Source organism: Pseudomonas putida (assembly GCF_005080685.1).
GTDB lineage: Bacteria > Pseudomonadota > Gammaproteobacteria > Pseudomonadales > Pseudomonadaceae > Aquipseudomonas > Aquipseudomonas putida_V.
Genome location: NZ_CP039371.1, coordinates 4,617,722 through 4,638,895 on the forward strand (window position 1 = coordinate 4,617,722; position 21,174 = coordinate 4,638,895).

A 21,174-nucleotide genomic window follows, 5' to 3' on the forward strand; every position below is an offset into this window, starting at 1 on the left:
TCTGTCGCACATGGCGGGGGCATTTAGCTGCACAATTGTGTGCAATGCCCCTTTCTCAGGCGTCGACCATGGCCAACGCCTCCTCCACATCAACTGCAACAAGACGTGAGCAACCAGGCTCATGCATGGTCACGCCCATCAATTGGTCGGCCATTTCCATGGCGATCTTGTTATGGGTGATGTAGATGAACTGCACGCTTTCACTCATTTCCTTGACCAGGCGGGCGTAACGCCCGACGTTGGCATCGTCCAGCGGTGCGTCGACCTCGTCGAGCATGCAGAACGGTGCGGGGTTCAACTTGAAGATGGCAAACACCAGCGCCAGTGCGGTCAGTGCTTTTTCGCCGCCGGACAGCAAATGGATCGTGCTGTTCTTCTTGCCCGGCGGACGCGCCATGATCGTCACCCCTGTATCGAGTAGATCTTCGCCCGTCAGTTCCAGATAAGCGCTGCCACCACCGAAAACTTTTGGAAAAAGTGCCTGTAATCCAGCATTTATCTGATCAAAGGTATCCTTGAAGCGATTGCGGGTTTCCTTGTCGATCTTGCGGATGACGTTTTCCAGGGTCTCCAGGGCCTCGACCAGGTCGGCATCCTGGGCATCGAGGTAGCGCTTGCGCTCGGACTGCTGTTCGTACTCTTCGATGGCCGCGAGGTTGATCGCGCCCAGGCGCTGGATGCGCGCGTCCATCTGTTCGAGCTCCTGCTCGGTCCCCTGCTCGCTGGCCTCGGCCTCGAGGGTGGCGAGCACCCCTTGCAGGTCGTAGCCGTCGGCCAGCAGTTGCTCCTGGAGGGTCTTGCGGCGCACGTCCAGGCCCTGGCTTTCAAGGCGCAACTGCTCCAGTTGGCCACGTAGCAACTGGGCTTGTTGCTCGGCCTGGGTGCGACGGCGCTCGGCATCGCGCAATGCGCGGTCGGCTTCGTCCATGTGCAGGCGCGCCTGGCGCATTTCCTCGTCGACCCCCATGCGCTGTTCGAGCAGGGCCTCAAGCTTCATGCGCAGCTCTTCCAGCGGCGCCTCGCCCTCCTCCAGGTTCAGGCTCAGTTGCTCCTGGCGCTCGGTCAGGCGGGCGGCTTGCTGCTCCAGGCGCTCGAGGGCCTGGCGGGTGGAGTCGTGCTGGGCGCGCAACGAGCCCAGGCGCACGGCCAACTGATGGGCATGGTCCTCGTGCTGGCGGGCTTCCTGGCGCACGCGGTCGAGGCTTTCGCGCAGGGTGTCGCGGCGAGCCATCAACTGCTCGCGCTGCTCGGTATCCTGGGCCATCAGGTCCAGGGCTTCCTGCAGCAACAAGCGCGCCTCGCCCAGTTGCTCGTGCTCCAGCGTGCGCTGCTCCTGCAGCTCGAGCAGTTCTTCCTGCAAGCGCCGCAGGCGCAGTTCGAGCTGCTCGGCACGGGCCTGAGCGGCCGAAAGGCTGGCCTTGAGTTCGCCGTGCTGGCGGGTTTCGTCCTGGGTGCGGCGGCGCAATTGCTCGCGCTGTTCTTCCAGATCGAGTTGCTGCTCGCGCAGGGTGTGCAACTGCGTCTCCAGTTGCTCCAGCGCGGCTTCCTGCTCCAGTCGCTCCTGGCCCAGGCGTTCGATCTCCTGGCCTCGGGCCAACACCCCGCCCTCGGCATCGCTGCCGCGGCTGACACGCAGGAAATGCCTGCCGACCCAGTAGCCGTCACGGCTGACCAGGCTCTGGCCATCGGCCAACGAAGCACGCAGGGCCAAGGCCTGAGCAAGATCCTCGACGGGCTTGACCTGGCCGAGCCAGGGAGCGAGGTCGATACGTCCCTCGACCTTGTCGAGCAGACTGCCGGGTTGGCGCGCACCCTCGCCCTCGGCCCACAGCAGGCGCAGTTCGCCCTGCTCCAGGCCGAGGAAATCGAGGCTGGCGAAATCCTCCACCAGTACCGCCTGCAAGTCCGCACCGAGCACCGTTTCCACGGCCAGTTCCCAGCCCGGCTCCACACGCAGCCCTTCGGCCAGGCGCGGGCGCTGCGCCAGGCCCTGGTCACGCAACCAGTCGGCGGCCCCAGCGGCAGGCTCCAATGCTGCCTGCTGCAGAGCCTCCAGCGACGCCAGGCGCCCGCCCAGACGCTGGACCTCGCCCTGGGCCTGCTGTTGCTCGCGGGTGGCTTGCTGCAATTGCTCGCGCAGCGCCTCCAGGCGCTCGACCACCTGCTCTTCGGACAACTGCAATTCTTCGAGCACCAGCTCGCTGCTGGCCAACTGCTCGGCCAGCTCGAGCATGGCGGCGTCCTGCGGATCGGCGCCCATCTGGTCACGCTCTTCAGCGAGCTTGCGCTGGCGCTCGGCCAGGCGCTCCAGGCTGGCCTCCAACTGCTGCAGGCGCGCCTGCTGCACTTCGGCCTGGCGCCGCGGCTCGGCGGAGCGGGTATTGAAGGCGTCCCACTGCTCCTGCCAGCCGTGCATCCCCGACTCGGCCTCCTCCAGGGTGGCAGCGGCTTCCTCGGCTGCGGCCAGGGTCAGCTCCTGCTCGGGCTCGAGCCTCTGCAGCTCTTCGTCCAAGGTGGCCAGCAAGGTGCGGTCATGGCCGAGGTGCGATTCGGTTTCCAGGCGCGTGCGCTCGGCCTCCTTTAAATCGTCCTGCAACTGGCGCAGGCGCTGCTGGCCGTGCTGGATGCTCTGCTCGACCCGGGCGATATCACCGGCCACCGAGTAGAAGCGGCCCTGCACCTGGTTGAAACGCTCGGACAACTCATGATGGCCATCGCGCAGCCGTTCGATGCTGGCATCGGCGTTGCGTTGCTCGGCGACCAGCGCTTCGTGGGCCACATCCTGGTCGCCGATCACCGCCTCGCGCTGGCGCACGCGTTCGTCCAGATCGCGCCAGCGCAAGGCCGACAGCCGCGCCTTGAGCTGGCGTTCCTGAGCCTTGTACTCGCGGTACTTCTCGGCGGCCTGGGCCTGGCGGTGCAGGCGTTCGAGCTGGCGCTCGAGCTCTTCGCGCAGGTCGGTCAGGCGCGCCAGGTTCTCCTGGGTGCGGCGGATACGGCTCTCGGTCTCGCGACGACGCTCCTTGTACTTGGAGATGCCGGCCGCTTCCTCGATGAAGTTGCGCAGCTCCTCGGGCTTGGCCTCGATCAGCTTGGAGATCATGCCTTGCTCGATGATCGAGTAGCTGCGCGGGCCGAGGCCGGTGCCGAGGAAGATGTCGGTAATGTCGCGACGCCGGCACTTGGTGCCGTTGAGGTAATAGGTGTTCTGCCCGTCGCGGGTGACCTTGCGGCGGATCGAGATCTCGGCATAGGCCGCGTACTCGCCCAACAGGGTGGTTTCGCTGTTGTCGAACACCAGTTCGATGCTCGCCTGGCTGACCGGCTTGCGACTGGTGGAGCCGTTGAAGATCACGTCGGTCATCGACTCGCCGCGCAGGTTCTTCGCCGAACTCTCGCCCATCACCCAGCGCACGGCGTCGATGATGTTGGACTTGCCGCAACCGTTGGGCCCTACCACGGCGGCCATGTTGCTGGGGAAATTGACCGTGGTCGGGTCGACGAACGACTTGAACCCGGCCAGCCGTATGCACTTCAGGCGCATCGGTCAGCCTCGGGCCAGCGCGGCCAGCACCAGTTCGCAACTGCGCTGGCTGTAGGCGCTGAGTACCTCGCGAATGCGCGGCAGGTCGCGGGCGACCACGGCGTCGAGCAAGCGGGCGAACAGTTCAAGGTAGTCGACCATGTTCGCCTGGCGCTGATCCAGTGCCAGGTAATAGGCACGGCTCATGGCCGGCTGCAGGTTCTCCACGGTTTCCTGCAGGTAGGGGTTGTCGGCGAAGGGATAGGCGGCGCGCATCACCGAGAAGCTGTCGGCAACGAAGGCCTTGATGTCCTGCCGGTCGCAGGCGTGCTGCAGGCGCTGCTGGATGTCCAGGAACGGGCGCAGATCGGTGTCGAGGCGCCATTTTTGTGCAACCGCGTTGCCCAGCAGGATGTAGAACTCGCCCATCAAGGTGCACAGGCTGCGCACGTTGTGCTCGCCGAGTTCGGTGACATGGGCGCCGCGGCGCGGCAGGATGGCGACCAGATGGCGACGTTCGAGGATCAGCAGCGCCTCGCGCACCGAGCCACGGCTGACGTCCAGGGCCTGGGTCACCTTCTGCTCCTGGATGCGTTCGCCAGGCGCGAGTTCGCCACGAATGATCCGCTCTGCGAGGTAGTCGGCAATCTGCTCGGAGAGGCTGTCCGGCGCCTTGAACGTCATGGTTTTCCTTCAAAATCATTGGACTGGGCACTAAGGAGGCGATTGTAGCGCACTTGGCCAGCGCTCGCGCAGAGGGGGCATGCGGTTTATTCGACCAGCGCCCGGCAGCCAAAGACGGCGCGATCTATGCTTGGGAAAGGGACAGCAACAGGCCGTTGGGCAGGGGCTCGTGCTTTTTCCTGACCTTTGAGTCAGAAAAATATTGACCAAGTCGTCAGGTCTGCTTAGAGTCCGCCCGACAACAATAAAACCATTGCGAGGCCATCCCCGTGATCCAGTTTCTCGTCAACCAGGAGCTGCGCCGTGAGCACGCCCTGGACCCGAACATGACGGTGCTGCAGTACCTGCGCGAGCACTTGGGCAAACCCGGCACAAAGGAGGGCTGCGCCAGCGGCGACTGCGGCGCCTGCACCGTGGTGGTGGGCGAATTGACTCAGGACGAACACGGCCAGGACAGCCTGCGCTATCGCAGCCTGAACTCATGCCTGACCTTCGTTTCGGCGCTGCACGGCAAGCAACTGATCAGCGTCGAAGGCCTCAAGCACCAAGGCGAGCTGCACAGCGTGCAACGCGCCATGGCCGACTGCCATGGCTCGCAGTGCGGCTTCTGCACCCCAGGCTTCGTGATGTCGTTGTTCGCCCTGCAAAAAAACAGCAGCGGCCATGACCTGCACCGCGCCCAGGAAGCCCTGGCCGGCAACCTGTGCCGCTGCACCGGTTACCGACCGATCCTCGATGCGGCCGAGCAAAGCTGCCAGCGCCCTTGCCAGGACCAGTTCGATGCCCAGCAGGCGCAGACCATCAGCCGCCTCAAGGCCATCACCCCGACCCAGACCGACGAACTCAACAGCGGAGACAAGCGCTGCCTGGTGCCGCTGACCGTGGCCGACCTGGCTGACCTGTACAGCTCGCATCCCGAGGCGCGCCTGCTGGCCGGCGGTACCGACCTGGCACTGGAAGTCACCCAGATGCACAAGACACTGCCGGTGATGATCTACGTCGGCCACATCGCAGAACTCAAGCGCATCGAGACGACCAGCAGCCACCTGGAAATCGGCGCCGCGACCCCGCTCACCGACTGCTACACCGCCCTGGACGCCGAATACCCCGATTTCGGTGCCCTGCTGCACCGCTTCGCTTCGCTGCAAATCCGCAACCAGGGCACCCTCGGCGGCAACATCGGCAACGCCTCGCCGATCGGCGACTCGCCACCCCTGCTGATCGCCCTGGACGCGCAGATCGTCCTGCGCCAGGGGGAACGCCAACGCACCATGGCGCTGGAAGACTACTTCATCGACTATCGCATCACCGCCCGCCAGGACAGCGAGTTCATCGAGAAGATCGTGGTGCCCCGCGCCAGCAACGACTGGACGTTCCGCGCCTACAAGGTCTCCAAGCGCCTGGACGACGACATTTCCGCCGTGTGCGGTGCCTTCAACCTGAGCATCGAAGATGGCGTGGTCAGCGGCGTGCGCATCGCCTTCGGCGGCATGGCCGCCATCCCCAAGCGCGCCCGCGCCTGCGAAGCGGCCCTGCGCGGCAAGCCCTGGACCCAGGCCAGCATCGAGCGCGCCTGCCAGGCCCTGGCCGAGGACTTCACCCCACTCAGCGACTTCCGCGCCAGCTCCGAGTACCGCCTGCTGACCGCGCAGAACCTGCTGCGCAAGTACTTCATCGAACAGCAAACACCGCACATCGAGACCCGGGTGACCGCTTATGTCTAACCATCACGCAGCCAAGAGCCAGGCCGAGATGGCCGAACTGTTCCGCCAGGACCTGGCCACCGGGGTCGGGCGCAGCATCAAGCACGACAGCGCCGACAAGCACGTCTCTGGCGAGGCGGTATACATCGACGACCGCCTGGAATTCCCCAACCAGTTGCACGTGTATGCGCGCACCGCAGACCGCGCCCACGCACGCATCGTGCGCATCGACACCTCGCCTTGCTATGCCTTCGAAGGCGTGCGCATCGCCATCACCCACGAAGACATCCCCGGGCTCAAGGACATTGGCCCAGTGGTCGCCGGCGACCCATTGCTGGCCATCGACAAGATCGAGTTCTTCGGCCAGCCGGTGCTCGCCGTGGCCGCCCGCGACCTCGACACCGCCCGCCGCGCGGCGATGGCGGCGATCGTCGAGTACGAGGACCTGGAACCTGTGTTGGACGTGGTCGAGGCCCTGCGCAAGAAGCACTTCGTGCTCGACAGCCACACCCACCAGCGCGGCGACTCGGCCAACGCGCTGGCCAGTGCGCCGCATCGCCTGCAGGGCACCTTGCACATCGGCGGGCAGGAACACTTCTACCTGGAGACGCAGATTTCCTCGGTGATGCCCACCGAGGATGGCGGCATGATCGTCTACTGCTCGACGCAAAACCCAACCGAAGTGCAGAAGCTGGTCGCCGAAGTGCTCGACGTACCGATGAACAAGGTAGTGCTGGACATGCGCCGCATGGGCGGCGGTTTCGGTGGCAAGGAAACCCAGGCCGCCAGCCCGGCGTGCCTGTGCGCGGTGATCGCGCGCCTGACCGGCCAACCGACCAAGATGCGCCTGCCCCGGGTCGAGGACATGACCATGACCGGCAAGCGCCACCCGTTCTATGTCGAGTACGACGTCGGCTTCGATGACGATGGTCGCCTGCACGGCATCAACCTGGACCTGGCCGGCAACTGCGGTTACTCGCCCGACTTGTCAGGCTCGATCGTCGACCGCGCCATGTTCCACTCCGACAACGCCTACTACCTGGGCGATGCCACGGTGCATGGCCACCGCTGCAAGACCAACACCGCCTCCAACACCGCCTACCGTGGCTTCGGCGGCCCGCAGGGGATGGTCGCCATCGAGCAGGTGATGGACCACATCGCCCGCCACCTGGGCCGCGATCCCCTGGCGGTGCGCAAGGCCAACTACTACGGCAAGACCGAGCGCAACGTCACTCACTACTACCAGACCGTCGAGCACAACATGCTCGAAGAGATGACCGCCGAGCTCGAGGCCAGCAGCGACTATGCCGAGCGCCGCGAGTCGATCCGGCGCTTCAACGCCAACAGCCCGATCCTGAAGAAGGGTCTGGCGCTGACGCCGGTCAAGTTCGGCATCTCGTTCACCGCCACCTTCCTCAACCAGGCCGGCGCGCTGATCCACATCTATACCGACGGCAGCATTCACTTGAACCACGGCGGCACCGAGATGGGCCAAGGCCTGAACACCAAGGTCGCGCAGGTGGTGGCGCAGGTGTTCCAGGTCGATTTCAGCCGCATCCAGATCACCGCAACCAACACCGACAAGGTGCCCAACACCTCGCCCACGGCCGCTTCCAGCGGCGCCGACCTGAACGGCAAGGCCGCGCAGAATGCCGCCGAGATCCTCAAGCAGCGCCTGACCGAATTCGCCGCCCGGCACTACCAGGTCACCGAGGAAGATGTGGAGTTTCGCAACGGCCATGTGCGCGTGCGCGACCAGATCGTCAGCTTCGAGCAGCTGGTGCAACTGGCCTACTTCGCCCAGGTCTCGCTGTCGAGCACCGGCTTCTACCGCACGCCGAAGATCTACTACGACCGCAACCAGGCCCGCGGCCGGCCGTTCTACTACTTCGCCTTCGGCGCTGCCTGCGTGGAGGTGATCGTCGACACCCTGACCGGCGAGTACAAGATGCTGCGTGCCGACATCCTGCATGACGTCGGCGCGTCGCTGAACCCGGCCATCGACATCGGCCAGGTCGAGGGCGGCTTCATCCAAGGCATGGGCTGGCTGACCACCGAGGAACTGGTGTGGAATGCCAAAGGCAAGCTGGTGACCAACGGCCCGGCCAGCTACAAGATCCCGGCGGTGGCCGACATGCCGCTGGACCTGCGGGTGAAGCTGGTGGAAAACCGCAAGAATCCCGAGGACACGGTGTTCCATTCCAAGGCCGTGGGCGAGCCGCCGTTCATGCTCGGCATCGCTGCCTGGTGCGCGATCAAGGACGCCGTGGCGAGCATCGCCGACTACAAGGTGCAACCGCTGGTGGATGCGCCGGCGACGCCGGAGCGGGTGCTGTGGGGCTGCGAGCAGATGCGCAAGGCGCACGCCCTGCAGCAACCGGCCGAGCGGGAACTGGAAACCGTGAGCCAGTAACGCCACCGCTCCGCTTTTTCTGTGGGAGCGGCCTTGTGTCGCGAAAGGGTCGCGCAGCGGCCCCATGATTTGTGCAGCAGCAGGGATTTTTGGGGCCGCTGCGCAGCCCTTTCGCGACACAAGGCCGCTCCCACAATAAAAAGCGGACCGCGTTGTTCTGAAGAGGAACCGAATCATGCACCAATGGATCAACGCCCTCGCCGACCACCAGTCCCGTGGCGAACCCTGCGTACTGGTGACCATCATCGAAGAACGCGGCTCCACACCGCGCAATGCCGGCTCGAAGATGGTCGTCAGCGCCACCGCGCTGTTCGACACCATCGGTGGCGGCCACCTGGAGTACAAGGCCCTGCACATCGCCCGGCAGATGCTCGCCGAGCACCGCACCACCCCGCATCTGGAGCGTTTCAGCCTGGGCGCGAGCCTGGGTCAATGCTGCGGCGGCGTCACCGTGTTGCTGTTCGAACCGATGGCTGCGGTGCAGGCAGAGATCGCGGTGTTCGGCGCGGGCCATGTCGGCCGCGCTCTGGTACCCTTGCTCGCCGCGCTGCCCTGCCGGGTGCGCTGGATCGATTCGCGCGAACAGGAATTCCCTGCGCTCATCCCCAGTGGGGTGACCAAGGTGGTCAGCGAGGAGCCGGTCGACGAAGTGGCCGAGCTGCCTGCCGGCTGCTACTGCATCGTCATGACCCACAACCACCAGCTCGACCTGGAACTGACCGCCGCCATTCTCAAGCGCAACGATTTCACCTGGTTCGGCCTGATCGGCTCGAAGACCAAACGGGTCAAGTTCGAGCATCGCCTGCGCGAACGCGGCTACGACGATGCCGTGATGGCGCGCATGCGTTGCCCCATGGGCCTGGCCGAGGTCAAGGGCAAGCTGCCGATCGAGATCGCCGTGTCCATCGCCGGGGAAATCATCGCCACCTACAACGCCTGCTTCGGCCAGCACGACGCTGGCGCCAATGCCGGCCCCATTGCCCAGTTGCTGCCGCCCTCCCGGCGCAGCCAAGCCATTTGACGAGTGTGTTATGACCCTTACCCGCAAAGCCTACCGCGCCGCCATCCTGCACAGCATCGCCGACCCGGCCGAGGTGGGCCTGGACGCTTCCCATGAGTACTACGAAGACGGCCTGCTGGTGGTCGAAGATGGCCGCATCAGCGCTGTCGGCCCGGCTAGCGAGCTGCTGCCGACCCTGGACGCCGGTATCGAAGTGGTGCATTACCAGGATGCCCTGATCACTCCCGGCTTCATCGACACCCATATCCATTTCCCACAGACCGGCATGATCGGTTCCTACGGCGAACAATTGCTGGACTGGCTGAACACCTACACCTTCCCTTGCGAAAAGCAGTTCGCCGACAAGGACCACGCCGACAAGGTGGCGGGCATCTTCATCAAGGAACTGCTGCGTAACGGCACCACCACCGCCCTGGTGTTCGGCAGCGTGCACCCGCAGTCGGTCAATGCCCTGTTCGAGGAGGCCGAGCGCCTGGACCTGCGCATGATCGCCGGCAAGGTGATGATGGACCGCAACGCCCCCGAGTACCTGACCGACACCGCCGAAACCAGCTACACCGAGAGCAAGGCGCTGATCGAGCGCTGGCATGGCAAGGGCCGCCTGCACTACGCCGTGACCCCGCGCTTCGCCCCCACCAGCACCCCGGAACAATTGGCGATGGCCGGCCAGTTGCTCAAGGAATACCCGGACCTGTACCTGCACACCCACCTGTCCGAGAACCTCAAGGAAATCGACTGGGTCAAGTCGCTGTTCCCCGAGCAGAACGGTTACCTGGACGTGTACGACCACTTCGAGCTGCTCGGCGAACGCTCGGTGTTCGCCCACGGCGTGCACCTGTGCGACGACGAATGCCAGCGCCTGGCTGAGACCGGTTCTGCCGTAGCGTTCTGCCCCACCTCCAACCTGTTCCTCGGCAGCGGGCTGTTCAACCTGCCCCAGGCCGAGCGCTTCAAGGTCAACGTTGGCCTGGGGACCGACGTGGGTGCCGGTACCAGCTTCTCGCTGCTCAATACCTTGAACGAGGCGTACAAGGTCATGCAGTTGCAAGGCGCACGCCTGCACCCCTACAAGTCGTTGTACCTGGCCACCCTCGGCGGCGCCCGCGCGCTGCGCCTGGACGACCGCATCGGCAGCCTGCGGCCCGGCAATGACGCCGACTTCGTGGTGCTGGACTACAAGGCCACGCCGCTGTTGGACTACCGCCTCCAACAATCCAACAGCATCGAGGAAACCTTGTTCGTGCTCACGACCCTGGGTGACGACCGCACGGTGCGTGAAACCTACGCCGCCGGCCGCTGCGTGCACCAGCGCTAGGGTTTGGGGGCGAGGCCTCGGTACAAGGCGCCGCCAATCGCGGCGCCGATCAGCGGTGCCAGCCAGAACAGCCACAGCTGCTGCAACGCCCAGCCTCCGACGAACAAGGCCGGCCCGGTACTGCGCGCAGGGTTGACCGAGGTATTGGTCACGGGGATCGAGATCAGGTGGATGAGGGTCAGGCACAGGCCGATGGCAATCGGCGCGAAGCCGGCCGGCGCTCTGGCGTCGGTGGCCCCCATGATCACCACCAGGAACATCGCGGTCATCACCACTTCGCTGACGAAGCCGGCGGCCAATGTGTAGCCACCTGGGGAGTGCTCGGCGTAGCCGTTGGAGGCAAGCCCGGCCGACAGCTCGAAACCGGCCTTGCCGCTGGCGATGAAGTAGATCACCCCAGCTGCCAGCACTGCGCCGATCACCTGGGCGATCACGTAGGGCAGCAGTTCCTTGGCCGGAAAGCGCCCGCCCACGACCAGCCCGAACGAAACCGCGGGGTTGAGATGGCAACCGGAAATATGGCCAATGGCGAATGCCATGGTCAGGACCGTCAGGCCGAAAGCGAAGGCGACACCGAGCACGCCGATGCCGACCGGGGAGCTGGCCGCCAGTACCGCACTGCCACACCCACCGAGAACCAACCAGAACGTGCCGACCAGCTCGGCACCCATCCGTGTACCCAGAGACATGCTCATGAAACCTTCCTCAAGTAGTTGTCCCGCAATCAATTGCGCAAGCCCAACTGCTTGATGAAGGTTTGCCCACAAGAATTTAGCAGACCTTTGGCTGATGACCAGTGACACGAAGCGGCCCTGGGGTCATACCGGCGAACGATCAACCCTTGGCGGACACCTTGGGCTTTTTCTGCAGCAGGTGCGAGAACACCGCATGCAGGTCGTCCGAGGCGCTCTCCTCGTCGAGGTTGAGCTTGCTGTCGATGTGGTCCATGTGGTGCATCATCAGGCTCACCGCCTGCTGCGCGTCACGGGCCTCGATGGCGTCGATCAACTGCATGTGCTCGTCATACGAGCAATGCGAGCGGTTGCCGCTTTCGTACTGGGCGATGATCAACGAGGTCTGCGATACCAGGCTGCGCTGGAAGCTCACCAGCGGCGCATTGCCGGCGGCCTCGGCCAGCTTCAGGTGGAACTCGCCCGACAGGCGAATGCCCGCGCCGCGGTCACCACGCGAGAAGCTGTCGCGCTCCTCGCGCACCATCTGGCGCAGTTCGTTGAGTTGTTCGGCAGTGGCGTGCTGCACGGCCAGCTCGGTGATGGCGCGTTCGACCATGCGCCGCGAGAAGAACACCTGGCGTGCCTCTTCGACGGTAGGGCTGGCCACCACTGCGCCACGGTTGGGACGCAACAGCACCACGCTCTCGTGGGCCAGGCGCGACAGCGCACGACGGATGATGGTGCGGCTGACGCCGAAGATCTCGCCCAGCGCTTCCTCGCTCAACTTGGTGCCAGGCGCCAGGCGCTGCTCGAGGATCGCCTCGAAAATATGCGCATAGACGATGTCGTCCTGGGTACCGCTACGGCCAGCCTTGCCGGTGCGCGCAGGTTTTTTCAGAGGTTGCAGCTGTTCGTTCATGGGCTCTCGAGCACGAAGGATCCGCCAGTCAAGCCTCGACTGTAATACCTGTCGGAGGGTGCTTGGCAAGTCCTGATGAAAAATGAAGGACCAAGGTATGGCGCCATTGTACACAGGCGGAACCCTTTCTGCAGGCCGCCCTTTACTTATATAGCCGTTGTGCCGGGGTTTGTGCGAACAAAAGATAAAACATTATTTGCATTCTTTGTACACAAAAGCATAATCCAGCGAGCAACTTCCTGACCAACAAGTCAACAAATCGGTCGGACGTCTGCCTTCCCTCGCGGAGCCACCAAGTGCATAGCGCAGGACACTGGCTCCAGAACAACAAGAAAGACTTGAGGAGTACCGCTGTGGAAAGCCGCAAATCCGAAGCCCCTACGCTGGATCTCGCGCCCCCGCTCGAAACGAGCTGGCTGGAGCGGATTTTCAAACTCAAGCAACACGGCAGCACCGTACGCACCGAACTGATCGCCGGGGTGACCACCTTCATCACCATGGCGTACATCATCTTCGTCAACCCCAACATCATGGCCGACGCCGGCATCGACCACGGCGCGGCGTTCGTCGCCACCTGCATCGCCGCCGCGCTGGGCTGCCTGCTCATGGGCCTGTACGCCAACTGGCCGGTGGGCCTGGCACCGGGCATGGGCCTGAACGCATTCTTCACCTACACCGTGGTCGGCACCATGGGCTACAACTGGGAAACGGCGCTGGGCGCAGTGTTCGTCTCGGGCGTGTTGTTCATGTTCCTGACCTTGTCGAAAGTGCGCGAATGGTTGCTCAACAGCATCCCGGTCAGCCTGCGCCATGCCATGGGAGCCGGCGTCGGATTGTTTCTCGGACTGATCGGCCTGAAGACCGCGGGCATCATCGTCGACAGCCCGGCCACGCTGATCAAGCTCGGCTCGCTGCACGAGCCTGGCCCGCTGCTGGCGGCGCTGTGCTTCCTGCTGATCGCCATCCTCAGCTACAAACGGGTGTTCGGCGCCATCCTCATCAGCATCATCGGCGTGACCCTGGCCGGCTGGGGCCTGGGGCTGGTCAAGTTCGGCGGGGTGATGTCGATGCCGCCGAGCCTGGCGCCGACCTGGATGGCCATGGATGTCGCCGGGGTGTTCAACGTCAGCATGATCAGCGTGGTGCTGGCGTTTCTGTTCGTGCACATGTTCGATACCGCCGGCACGCTGATGGGCGTCGCACAACGCGCCAACCTGGTCGCGCCGGACGGACGCATCGAGAACCTGTCACGGGCCTTGAAGGCTGATAGCGCCTCGAGCGTGTTCGGCGCCGTGGTCGGCGTGCCACCGGTGACCAGCTATGTGGAGAGCGCGGCGGGTGTCGCGGCGGGTGGTCGCACTGGCCTGACGGCTGTGGTGGTCGGCGTGTTGTTCGTCGCGGCGATGTTCTTCGCCCCGCTGGCCGGGATGATTCCGGCCTACGCCACCGCTGGCGCACTGATCTACGTGGCGATGCTGATGATGGGCAGCATGGCGCACATCCATTGGGACGAAGCCACCGACAGCATTCCGGCGATCGTCACGGTGATCATGATGCCGCTGACCTTCTCGGTGGCCGATGGCATTGCCCTGGGCTTCATCAGCTATGTGGCGTTGAAGGCAGGTACTGGCAAGTACAAGGAGATCTCGGCCAGCCTGTGGGTGTTGTGCGCGATCTTCATCGCCAAGTTCGTGTTTCTCTGAACCCAGCCACACACAGACGAAGGGCGCCTCGGCGCCCTTCGTTCGTTTCCATTGCCTGTACCGGCCCTTTCGCGGGACAAGCCCGCTCCCACAGGATGACACCAGGCCGGAGGACTGCGATGAACCTGTGGGACCGGGCTTGCCCGCGAAGAGGCCAGCACAGCCCCCAAAACCCATAGACGAAAAAAAGCCCGCCAGTGTGAGAGCGGGCCAAGGACCTACGAAGATTCTTCTAGCGACCAACTAGCTTCCACGATAGGTCGAATAGCTGTACGGCGAGATCAGCAGCGGCACGTGGTAATGCTCCTGCTTCTCGTCGATGCCGAAACGCAGCACCACCACATCCAGAAATGCGGCTTCCGGCAACTGCACGCCACGGCCACGGTAGTAATCGCCAGCGCTGAACTGCAGTTGATAGACGCCGGTGCGATAGTCGTCACCCTGCAGCAGCGGCGCATCGACGCGGCCATCGCTGTTGGTCAGGGCAGTGTTGACCAGCTCAAGCTGCTGGCCTTCGACACGATACAGCTCGACCTTGATCGCGCTACCCGGGCAGCCGTGAGCGGCATCCAATACGTGTGTGGTCAAACGTCCCATTTGCTCGTCGCCTCTTGTTCAATCTGTGGGCAAAAAATACACAGCCCTCGCACCAGCACAGTGCATGCGATGGGCAGGAATGGCTTCATTAAGACATTTCAAAAAAATATTGTACACAATTTTTTACTCCCTTCTGTCGCACGCCCCATAAAACGGCCATCAGTCGCAAATACAGGCTCTATCTGCACGCCAAGGTTATTAGCTGACCAAGTAGGCAGGTTTCTTGCACAGGTTTCAGCGCTGCAGCTGGAGCGACAAAAGGGCAGAAATGCGGAAAAACAGGCTTACAAAAGATTTCAGAAGTTGTATACAATCAGCCCATCCGGTGGTGCGACATCCCGACGCGGCCCGCCCACCCCGCACTAACGCACAAGAAGGAAGATAGCAGTGAGCGCTGACTACCCTCGCGACCTGATCGGTTACGGCAACACCCCACCTCACCCGCAATGGCCGGGCAACGCCCGCATCGCGCTGTCTTTCGTGCTCAATTACGAAGAAGGTGGCGAGCGCAACATCCTGCATGGCGACAAGGAGTCCGAGGCCTTCCTTTCCGAAATGGTCGCCGCGCAACCGCTGCAAGGCGCGCGCAACATGAGCATGGAGTCGCTCTACGAATATGGCAGCCGCGCCGGCGTGTGGCGCCTGCTCAAGCTGTTCAAGGACAGCGGCGTGCCGCTGACCATCTTCGCCGTGGCCATGGCCGCCCAGCGCCACCCCGACGTGATCCGCGCCATGGTCGAGGCCGGCCACGAGATCTGCAGCCACGGCTACCGCTGGATCGACTACCAGTACATGGACGAGGCCCAGGAGCGCGAGCACATGCTCGAAGCCATCCGCATCCTCACCGAACTCACCGGCGAGCGCCCACTGGGCTGGTACACCGGTCGCACCGGCCCGAACACCCGCCGCCTGGTAATGGAGGAAGGTGGCTTCCTCTACGACAGCGACACCTACGACGACGACCTGCCCTACTGGGAGCCGAACAACCCTACCGGCAAGCCGCACCTGGTGATCCCCTACACCCTCGACACCAACGACATGCGCTTCACCCAGGTGCAGGGCTTCAACTGCGGCGAGCAGTTCTTCCAGTACCTCAAGGACGCCTTCGACGTGCTGTATGCCGAGGGCAGCGAAGCACCGAAGATGCTCTCCATCGGCCTGCACTGCCGCCTGGTCGGCCGCCCCGCTCGCCTGGCCGCGCTCAAGCGCTTCATCGACTATGCCAAGAGCCATGAGCAGGTCTGGTTCGCCCGTCGCGTGGACATCGCCCGCCACTGGCACGCCACCCACCCGTACAAGAAAGAGAACGCCTGATGACCGCCTTCAAGACTCTCAAGCCATCGACCCTGAGCCGTGACGCCTTCGTCCAGGCCTTTGCCGACATCTACGAGCACTCGCCGTGGGTCGCCGAAAAGGCCCATGACCTGGGCCAACCGGGCGAGCTGGACGAGATCGAGGCGCTGCACCAGCGCATGAGCGACATCCTGTTGAGCGCCGGCCATGCCGAGCAGCTGGCGCTGATCAACGCCCACCCGGACCTGGCCGGCAAGGCGGCGATCCAGGGCGAGCTGACCGAATCGAGCACCAACGAGCAGGCCGGCGCCGGCATCCACCAATGCACCGCCGAGGAGTTCGCCCGCTTCACCGAACTGAACGATGCCTACAAGGCCAAGTTCCAGTTCCCGTTCATCATGGCGGTTAAAGGCAGCAATCGGCACCAGATCCTCGCTGCCTTCGAAAAACGCATTCACAACGATGCCGACACCGAGTTCAAGGAAGCCCTGGCGCAGATCAACCTGATCGCCCTGTTCCGCCTGTTGCAGCTTTGAGGGCCAGGCGCAGGCCTGGCCCGAGTGCGTGACGCGAACGTACCCAGGGCCTGACCTGCCAGCCGGTCCACCCCATTCAAGAACGACGAACAATAGAAGAGAGACCCGCATGCGCACCCTGATGATCGAGCCCCTGACCAAAGAAGCCTTCGCCCCCTTCGGTGACGTGATCGAAACCGACGGCAGCGACCACTTCATGATCAACAACGGTTCGACCATGCGCTTCCACAAGCTCGCCACGGTCGAAACCGCCGAGCCCGAGGACAAGGCCATCATCAGCATCTTCCGCGCCGACGCGCTGGAAATGCCCTTGACGGTCCGCATGCTGGAACGCCATCCGCTGGGCAGCCAGGCTTTCATCCCGCTGCTCGGCAACCCCTTTCTGATCGTGGTCGCGCCAGTTGGCGATGCACCTGTATCAGGTTTGGTCCGAGCCTTCCGCAGCAACGGCAGGCAGGGCATCAATTACCATCGCGGCGTCTGGCACCACCCGGTGCTGACGATCGAAAAGCGGGATGACTTCCTGGTGGTTGATCGCAGTGGTTCCGGCAACAACTGCGACGAGCATTACTTCACCGAGGAACAGATGCTGATCCTCAATCCCCACCAATAAGAAAAGGTCGATCATCAAAGGTGATTGGCATGAGGTACATACTGTGGAAGCACACCTTCACGAATGGCTGAACCTGAGCATTCGCTGGGTTCACATGATCACCGGTGTCGCCTGGATCGGTGCATCGTTCTACTTCGTCTGGCTGGAAAACAACCTCAACCGCAGCAACCCGCGCGATGGGTTGTCGGGTGACCTCTGGGCCATCCACGGCGGTGGTATCTACCACCTTGAGAAGTACAAGCTGGCACCGCCGAAAATGCCCGAGAACCTGCACTGGTTCAAATGGGAAGCCTATTTCACCTGGATGTCCGGGATCGCCCTGCTGTGCGTGGTGTTCTACTGGAACCCGACCCTGTACCTGCTTGCCCCCGGCAGCACCCTGAGCGGTGCCGAGGGCGTGGCCATCGGTATCGGTTCGCTGGTGGCTGGCTGGTTCATCTACGACCTGCTCTGCGACTCGCCACTGGGCAAACGCCCGGCGCTGCTCGGCGGCGTGCTGTTCGTCCTGATCATCGCCGCGTGCTGGGGCTTCAGCCAGGTGTTCAGCGGCCGTGGCGCGTACCTGCACACCGGCGCGATCATCGGCACCATCATGGTCGGTAACGTGTTCCGCATCATCATGCCGGCCCAGCGCCAACTGGTGGCTGCGATCGAGAACAACACCACCCCTGACCCACGCCTGCCGGCCAAAGGCCTGCTGCGTTCGCGCCACAACAACTACTTCACCCTGCCGGTGCTGTTCATCATGATCAGCAACCACTTCCCGAGCACCTATGGCAGCCAGTACAACTGGCTGATCCTGGCCGGCATCGCGGTAGCGGCAGTCCTCATCCGTCACTACTTCAACACCCGCCACGACAGCAACAAGTACGCCTGGACCTTGCCGGTCGGCGCCCTGGCGATGATCTGCCTGGCCTACGTCACCGGCCCCAAGCCAATGCCAACCAGCCCAGAGCAAGCCGCGGCGAAGATCGAGTACCAGCCGTTGCCCGCCACCGCCGTCGGCGGCAAGACCGCGGCGCAGCTGCGCGAAGAGGAGGCTGCCAAGCCCGCCGAGGCGCCTGCACCGGCCCAGGCCGAAGCCACGGCCCAGGTTGGCGGCGACGCCTTCGACAAGATCCACAATGTCATCCAGGAACGCTGCACCGTGTGCCACTCGTCCAAGCCGACCAGCCCACTGTTCAGCGCCGCCCCTGCCGGCGTGATGTTCGACACCCCGCAGCAGATCCAGGCCCAGGCCGCGCGCATCCAGGCGCAAGCGGTCGCCAGCCAGATCATGCCGCTGGGCAACATCACCCAGATGACCACCGAGGAGCGCAAGCTGGTCGGTGACTGGATCGCCAAGGGCGCCCCGGTGAACTGAAACACGACTGCAAGGCGACACCGCTCCCCGTGTGGGAGCGGGTTTGCCTGCGAGAAGGCCGGCACTGCCGGCCTTTGTCTCAAGCGATACGCAACAAGCAAGCATCGAGCGTCACGCTTTGCCACGGGAACCCCAGGTTTCGTCATGAAGCCTGCCACGTAAAGCCTGGCGCTTGGATCCGAGAATAAAAACAAGACTCGAGGTGCTGCATGTCCCAGTTACGCCAAGCGTACATTCCCGTCGCGCCCCCGCGACAGCCCCTGCCCCTGTTCCAACTGATCCTGGTTGGCCTGCAACATGTGCTGCTGATGTACGGCGGCGCCATCGCCGTCCCCCTGATCATCGGTCAGGCCGCCGGCCTTTCCCGTGAAGAAGTCGCTTTCCTGATCAACGCCGACCTGCTGGTCGCCGGCGTCGCCACCATCATCCAGTCGTTCGGTTTCGGCCCGGTCGGTATCCGCATGCCCGTGATGATGGGCGCAAGCTTCGCCGCCGTCGGTAGCATGGTCGCCATGGCCGGCATGCCCGGCGTGGGCCTGCAGGGGATCTTCGGCGCGACCATCGCCGCCGGCTTCTTCGGCATGCTGATCGCGCCGTTCATGTCCAAGGTCGTGCGCTTCTTCCCGCCCCTGGTCACCGGTACGGTGATCACCTCGATCGGCCTTTCGCTGTTCCCGGTCGCGGTCAACTGGGCCGGTGGCGGTGCCGAGGCCGAAACCTTCGGTTCGCCCATCTACCTGCTGGTGGCCAGCCTGGTGCTGGCCGTGATCCTGTTGATCAACCGCTTCATGCGTGGCTTCTGGGTCAATGTCTCGGTACTGGTGGGCATGGGCCTGGGCTACGTGCTGGCCGGCTCCATCGGCATGGTCGACCTCTCCGGCCTGGGCCAGGCGCCTTGGCTGCAGGTGGTCACGCCGCTGCACTTCGGCATGCCGACCTTCAGCCTGGCGCCGATCCTGTCGATGTGCCTGGTGGTGGTGATCATCTTCGTCGAGTCCACCGGCATGTTCCTCGCCCTGGGCAAGGTCACCGACCGTGAGGTAACGCCGGGCATGCTGCGGCGCGGGCTGCTGTGCGACGCTGGCGCATCGTTCGTGGCCGGCTTCTTCAACACCTTCACCCACTCCTCGTTCGCCCAGAACATCGGCCTGGTGCAAATGACCGGGGTACGCTGCCGCTACGTCACGGTCATGGCCGGCGGGCTGCTGATCCTGCTCAGCCTGCTGCCCAAGGCGGCCTACCTGATCGCCTCGATTCCGCCGGCGGTGCTGGGCGGCGCGTCCATCGCCATGTTCGGCATGGTCACCGCCACCGGCATCAAGATTCTCCAGGAAGCGGACATCAGTGACCGACGCAACCAGCTGCTGGTGGCAGTGAGCGTCGGCTTCGGCCTGATCCCGGTGGTGCGACCGGAGTTCTTCGCCCAAATGCCCCAGTGGATGGAACCCATCACCCACAGCGGCATCGCCATGGCGACCATCAGCGCCCTGGTGCTCAACGTGCTGTTCAACATCCTCGGTGGCGCCGACCGCGCCCGGCACAACGAGGCCTGTCAGCAACATTGAGGCAAGGGCGGCCCTGTCGGCCGCCCCACCCCATCCGCCACACACGCAACGGCCTCGGCTCACTCGACGTGCACCGTACGGGGCTCGCTTGCGCGACAAAAAAAACGCCAACAACGACAAGTCCGGGAATCACGACATGAAGCGCATCACCTCGTCCCTGCTGTTGGGCAGCAGCCTGCTGGCCACCCTCCCCGCCCACGCTGGCGAATGGCTGCAGTGGCACGGCGAAAGCCTCACCTACCTGTACGGCAAGGATTTCAAGGTCAACCCGCGTATCCAGCAGACGATCACCTTCGAGCACGCCAACAAATGGAAGTACGGCGACACGTTCATGTTCGTCGACAAGATCTTCTACAACGGCCAGGCCGACGCCAGCAAAGGCGTCACCACCTACTACGGCGAATTCAGCCCGCGCCTGTCGTTCGGCAAGATCTTCGACCGCAAGCTGGCTTTCGGGCCGGTCAAGGATGTGCTGCTGGCCATGACCTACGAACGCGGCGAAGGCGACAACGAGGCCTACCTGATCGGCCCCGGCTTCGACCTGGCCATCCCCGGCTTCAACTATTTCACCCTCAACTTCTACGTGCGCAACACCGAAGGCAGCCGCCCGGGCGACAACGTCTGGCAGATCACCCCGGCGTGGTCCTACACCATCCCGATGGGCAGATCCGACATTTTGATCGACGGTTACATGGACTGGGTCGTGGACAACGACCAGACCCGCCGCGGCACCTACCACGCCAACCTGCAGTTCAACCCGCAGGTCAAGTACGACCTGGGCAAGGCCCTGAACCTGGGCGCCAAGCAACTGTACGTGGGCATCGAGTACAGCTACTGGAAGGACAAGTACGGCATCGACAGCCGCGGCAACGTCGACAGCAACCAGAGCGTGACCAGTGCCCTGGTGAAGGTGCATTTCTAGGAAACTGACCGAACGCCCAACTTTGTTCCAGCGTGCTCCAGGACGGAGCACTTGAGGCCAGGCGCGCAAGTGAGTAATCTGCGCGCCCCCTCGATCAGGGCAGGACGGATCCTGCCCGCGTTAACTGACCGCTCGGTCAATGAATACGGGCGGTTGGTGGATGTGTTGCCAGCCTGAAAGACCCTTTTCATCGGTGCAGAACGACGTCGAGCAGGACGGTTGCCGCCAACCCGGAAAGTTGGCGCAACTCTTGCCAAACAGCTGTGGCCAATCGAAAAAAGCTGACTAAAAAGACAAAAAACGGCGCCATCAACAAGCGCTGACAACTGA

Annotated in this window: 16 protein-coding genes; 11 read left to right on the forward strand and 5 right to left on the reverse strand. The window is 63.7% G+C overall.

The window, feature by feature from the left end; all coding sequences use genetic code 11:
* Window positions 1–55: 55 nt before the first annotated feature.
* On the reverse strand, window positions 56–3,544 hold the full coding sequence (gene smc / locus E6B08_RS21355) for a chromosome segregation protein SMC (protein WP_136915835.1): 3,489 nt from the start codon (window positions 3,542–3,544) through the stop codon (window positions 56–58).
* A 3-nt stretch (window positions 3,545–3,547) separates the two neighbouring features.
* On the reverse strand, window positions 3,548–4,207 hold the full coding sequence (locus E6B08_RS21360; protein ID WP_136915836.1) for a GntR family transcriptional regulator: 660 nt from the start codon (window positions 4,205–4,207) through the stop codon (window positions 3,548–3,550).
* A gap of 269 nt (window positions 4,208–4,476) precedes the next feature.
* On the opposite strand from E6B08_RS21360, the gene xdhA reads away from it, so the two are divergent.
* The 4 genes from xdhA to guaD all read left to right on the forward strand — a co-directional run bounded on the left by xdhA (window position 4,477) and on the right by guaD (window position 10,659).
* Window positions 4,477–5,931, forward strand: a complete 1,455-nt coding sequence (gene xdhA / locus E6B08_RS21365) for a xanthine dehydrogenase small subunit (RefSeq protein WP_136915837.1) — start codon at window positions 4,477–4,479, stop codon at window positions 5,929–5,931.
* Window positions 5,924–8,323 (forward strand): xanthine dehydrogenase molybdopterin binding subunit, encoded by a 2,400-nt coding sequence (gene xdhB / locus E6B08_RS21370; RefSeq protein WP_136915838.1) that lies wholly within the window; start codon window positions 5,924–5,926, stop codon window positions 8,321–8,323. The genes xdhA and xdhB overlap by 8 nt, the downstream gene beginning before the upstream one ends.
* A 175-nt stretch (window positions 8,324–8,498) precedes the next feature.
* Window positions 8,499–9,344: a xanthine dehydrogenase accessory protein XdhC gene (gene xdhC, locus E6B08_RS21375; protein WP_136915839.1), complete on the forward strand. Its 846-nt coding sequence runs from the start codon at window positions 8,499–8,501 to the stop codon at window positions 9,342–9,344.
* A gap of 10 nt (window positions 9,345–9,354) precedes the next feature.
* Window positions 9,355–10,659, forward strand: coding sequence for a guanine deaminase (gene guaD / locus E6B08_RS21380; protein ID WP_136915840.1), 1,305 nt, complete (start codon window positions 9,355–9,357; stop codon window positions 10,657–10,659).
* On the opposite strand, the gene aqpZ is transcribed toward guaD, so the two are convergent.
* Window positions 10,656–11,354 (reverse strand): aquaporin Z, encoded by a 699-nt coding sequence (gene aqpZ / locus E6B08_RS21385; protein ID WP_136915841.1) that lies wholly within the window; start codon window positions 11,352–11,354, stop codon window positions 10,656–10,658. The two genes, guaD and aqpZ, sit on opposite strands and share 4 nt — an antisense overlap.
* 139 nt (window positions 11,355–11,493) lie before the next feature.
* Window positions 11,494–12,252, reverse strand: a complete 759-nt coding sequence (locus tag E6B08_RS21390; protein ID WP_136915842.1) for a GntR family transcriptional regulator — start codon at window positions 12,250–12,252, stop codon at window positions 11,494–11,496.
* A gap of 353 nt (window positions 12,253–12,605) precedes the next feature.
* On the opposite strand from E6B08_RS21390, the gene E6B08_RS21395 reads away from it, so the two are divergent.
* Window positions 12,606–13,955, forward strand: coding sequence for an NCS2 family permease (locus E6B08_RS21395; protein WP_136915843.1), 1,350 nt, complete (start codon window positions 12,606–12,608; stop codon window positions 13,953–13,955).
* Between the two features lie 243 nt (window positions 13,956–14,198).
* Here E6B08_RS21395 and uraH read toward each other — a convergent pair whose 3' ends face one another.
* Window positions 14,199–14,552: a hydroxyisourate hydrolase gene (gene uraH, locus E6B08_RS21400; protein ID WP_136915844.1), complete on the reverse strand. Its 354-nt coding sequence runs from the start codon at window positions 14,550–14,552 to the stop codon at window positions 14,199–14,201.
* Between the two features lie 387 nt (window positions 14,553–14,939).
* Between uraH and puuE the strand changes: the two genes are divergently transcribed.
* From puuE to E6B08_RS21430, 6 genes are all read left to right on the forward strand, one after another.
* A complete protein-coding gene (gene puuE / locus E6B08_RS21405; protein WP_136915845.1) occupies window positions 14,940–15,866 on the forward strand; it encodes an allantoinase PuuE in 927 nt (308 codons plus the stop codon).
* A complete protein-coding gene (uraD, locus tag E6B08_RS21410) occupies window positions 15,866–16,381 on the forward strand; it encodes a 2-oxo-4-hydroxy-4-carboxy-5-ureidoimidazoline decarboxylase (protein WP_136915846.1) in 516 nt (171 codons plus the stop codon). Before puuE ends, uraD begins: the two co-directional genes overlap by 1 nt.
* Before the next feature lie 109 nt (window positions 16,382–16,490).
* Window positions 16,491–16,994 (forward strand): ureidoglycolate lyase, encoded by a 504-nt coding sequence (locus E6B08_RS21415; protein ID WP_136915847.1) that lies wholly within the window; start codon window positions 16,491–16,493, stop codon window positions 16,992–16,994.
* Window positions 16,995–17,037: 43 nt separating this feature from the next.
* Window positions 17,038–18,357 (forward strand): urate hydroxylase PuuD, encoded by a 1,320-nt coding sequence (locus E6B08_RS21420; RefSeq protein ID WP_136915848.1) that lies wholly within the window; start codon window positions 17,038–17,040, stop codon window positions 18,355–18,357.
* A 209-nt stretch (window positions 18,358–18,566) separates the two neighbouring features.
* Window positions 18,567–19,922 carry a nucleobase:cation symporter-2 family protein gene (locus tag E6B08_RS21425; RefSeq protein WP_136915849.1) on the forward strand — a complete coding sequence of 452 codons (1,356 nt, stop codon included), beginning with the start codon at window positions 18,567–18,569 and terminating at the stop codon, window positions 19,920–19,922.
* 136 nt (window positions 19,923–20,058) lie between these two features.
* Window positions 20,059–20,844 carry an outer membrane protein OmpK gene (locus E6B08_RS21430; RefSeq protein WP_136917467.1) on the forward strand — a complete coding sequence of 262 codons (786 nt, stop codon included), beginning with the start codon at window positions 20,059–20,061 and terminating at the stop codon, window positions 20,842–20,844.
* Window positions 20,845–21,174 lie beyond the last annotated feature (330 nt).

Coding starts and splice junctions, on each gene's coding strand:
- smc (WP_136915835.1), bottom strand. CDS start 3,544: ATGCGCCTGAAGTGCATACGGCTGGCCGGGTTCAAGTCGTTCGTCGAC.
- E6B08_RS21360 (WP_136915836.1), bottom strand. CDS start 4,207: ATGACGTTCAAGGCGCCGGACAGCCTCTCCGAGCAGATTGCCGACTAC.
- xdhB (WP_136915838.1), top strand. CDS start 5,924: ATGTCTAACCATCACGCAGCCAAGAGCCAGGCCGAGATGGCCGAACTG.
- xdhC (WP_136915839.1), top strand. CDS start 8,499: ATGCACCAATGGATCAACGCCCTCGCCGACCACCAGTCCCGTGGCGAA.
- guaD (WP_136915840.1), top strand. CDS start 9,355: ATGACCCTTACCCGCAAAGCCTACCGCGCCGCCATCCTGCACAGCATC.
- aqpZ (WP_136915841.1), bottom strand. CDS start 11,354: ATGAGCATGTCTCTGGGTACACGGATGGGTGCCGAGCTGGTCGGCACG.
- E6B08_RS21390 (WP_136915842.1), bottom strand. CDS start 12,252: ATGAACGAACAGCTGCAACCTCTGAAAAAACCTGCGCGCACCGGCAAG.
- uraH (WP_136915844.1), bottom strand. CDS start 14,552: ATGGGACGTTTGACCACACACGTATTGGATGCCGCTCACGGCTGCCCG.
- uraD (WP_136915846.1), top strand. CDS start 15,866: ATGACCGCCTTCAAGACTCTCAAGCCATCGACCCTGAGCCGTGACGCC.
- E6B08_RS21415 (WP_136915847.1), top strand. CDS start 16,491: ATGCGCACCCTGATGATCGAGCCCCTGACCAAAGAAGCCTTCGCCCCC.
- E6B08_RS21425 (WP_136915849.1), top strand. CDS start 18,567: ATGTCCCAGTTACGCCAAGCGTACATTCCCGTCGCGCCCCCGCGACAG.
- E6B08_RS21430 (WP_136917467.1), top strand. CDS start 20,059: ATGAAGCGCATCACCTCGTCCCTGCTGTTGGGCAGCAGCCTGCTGGCC.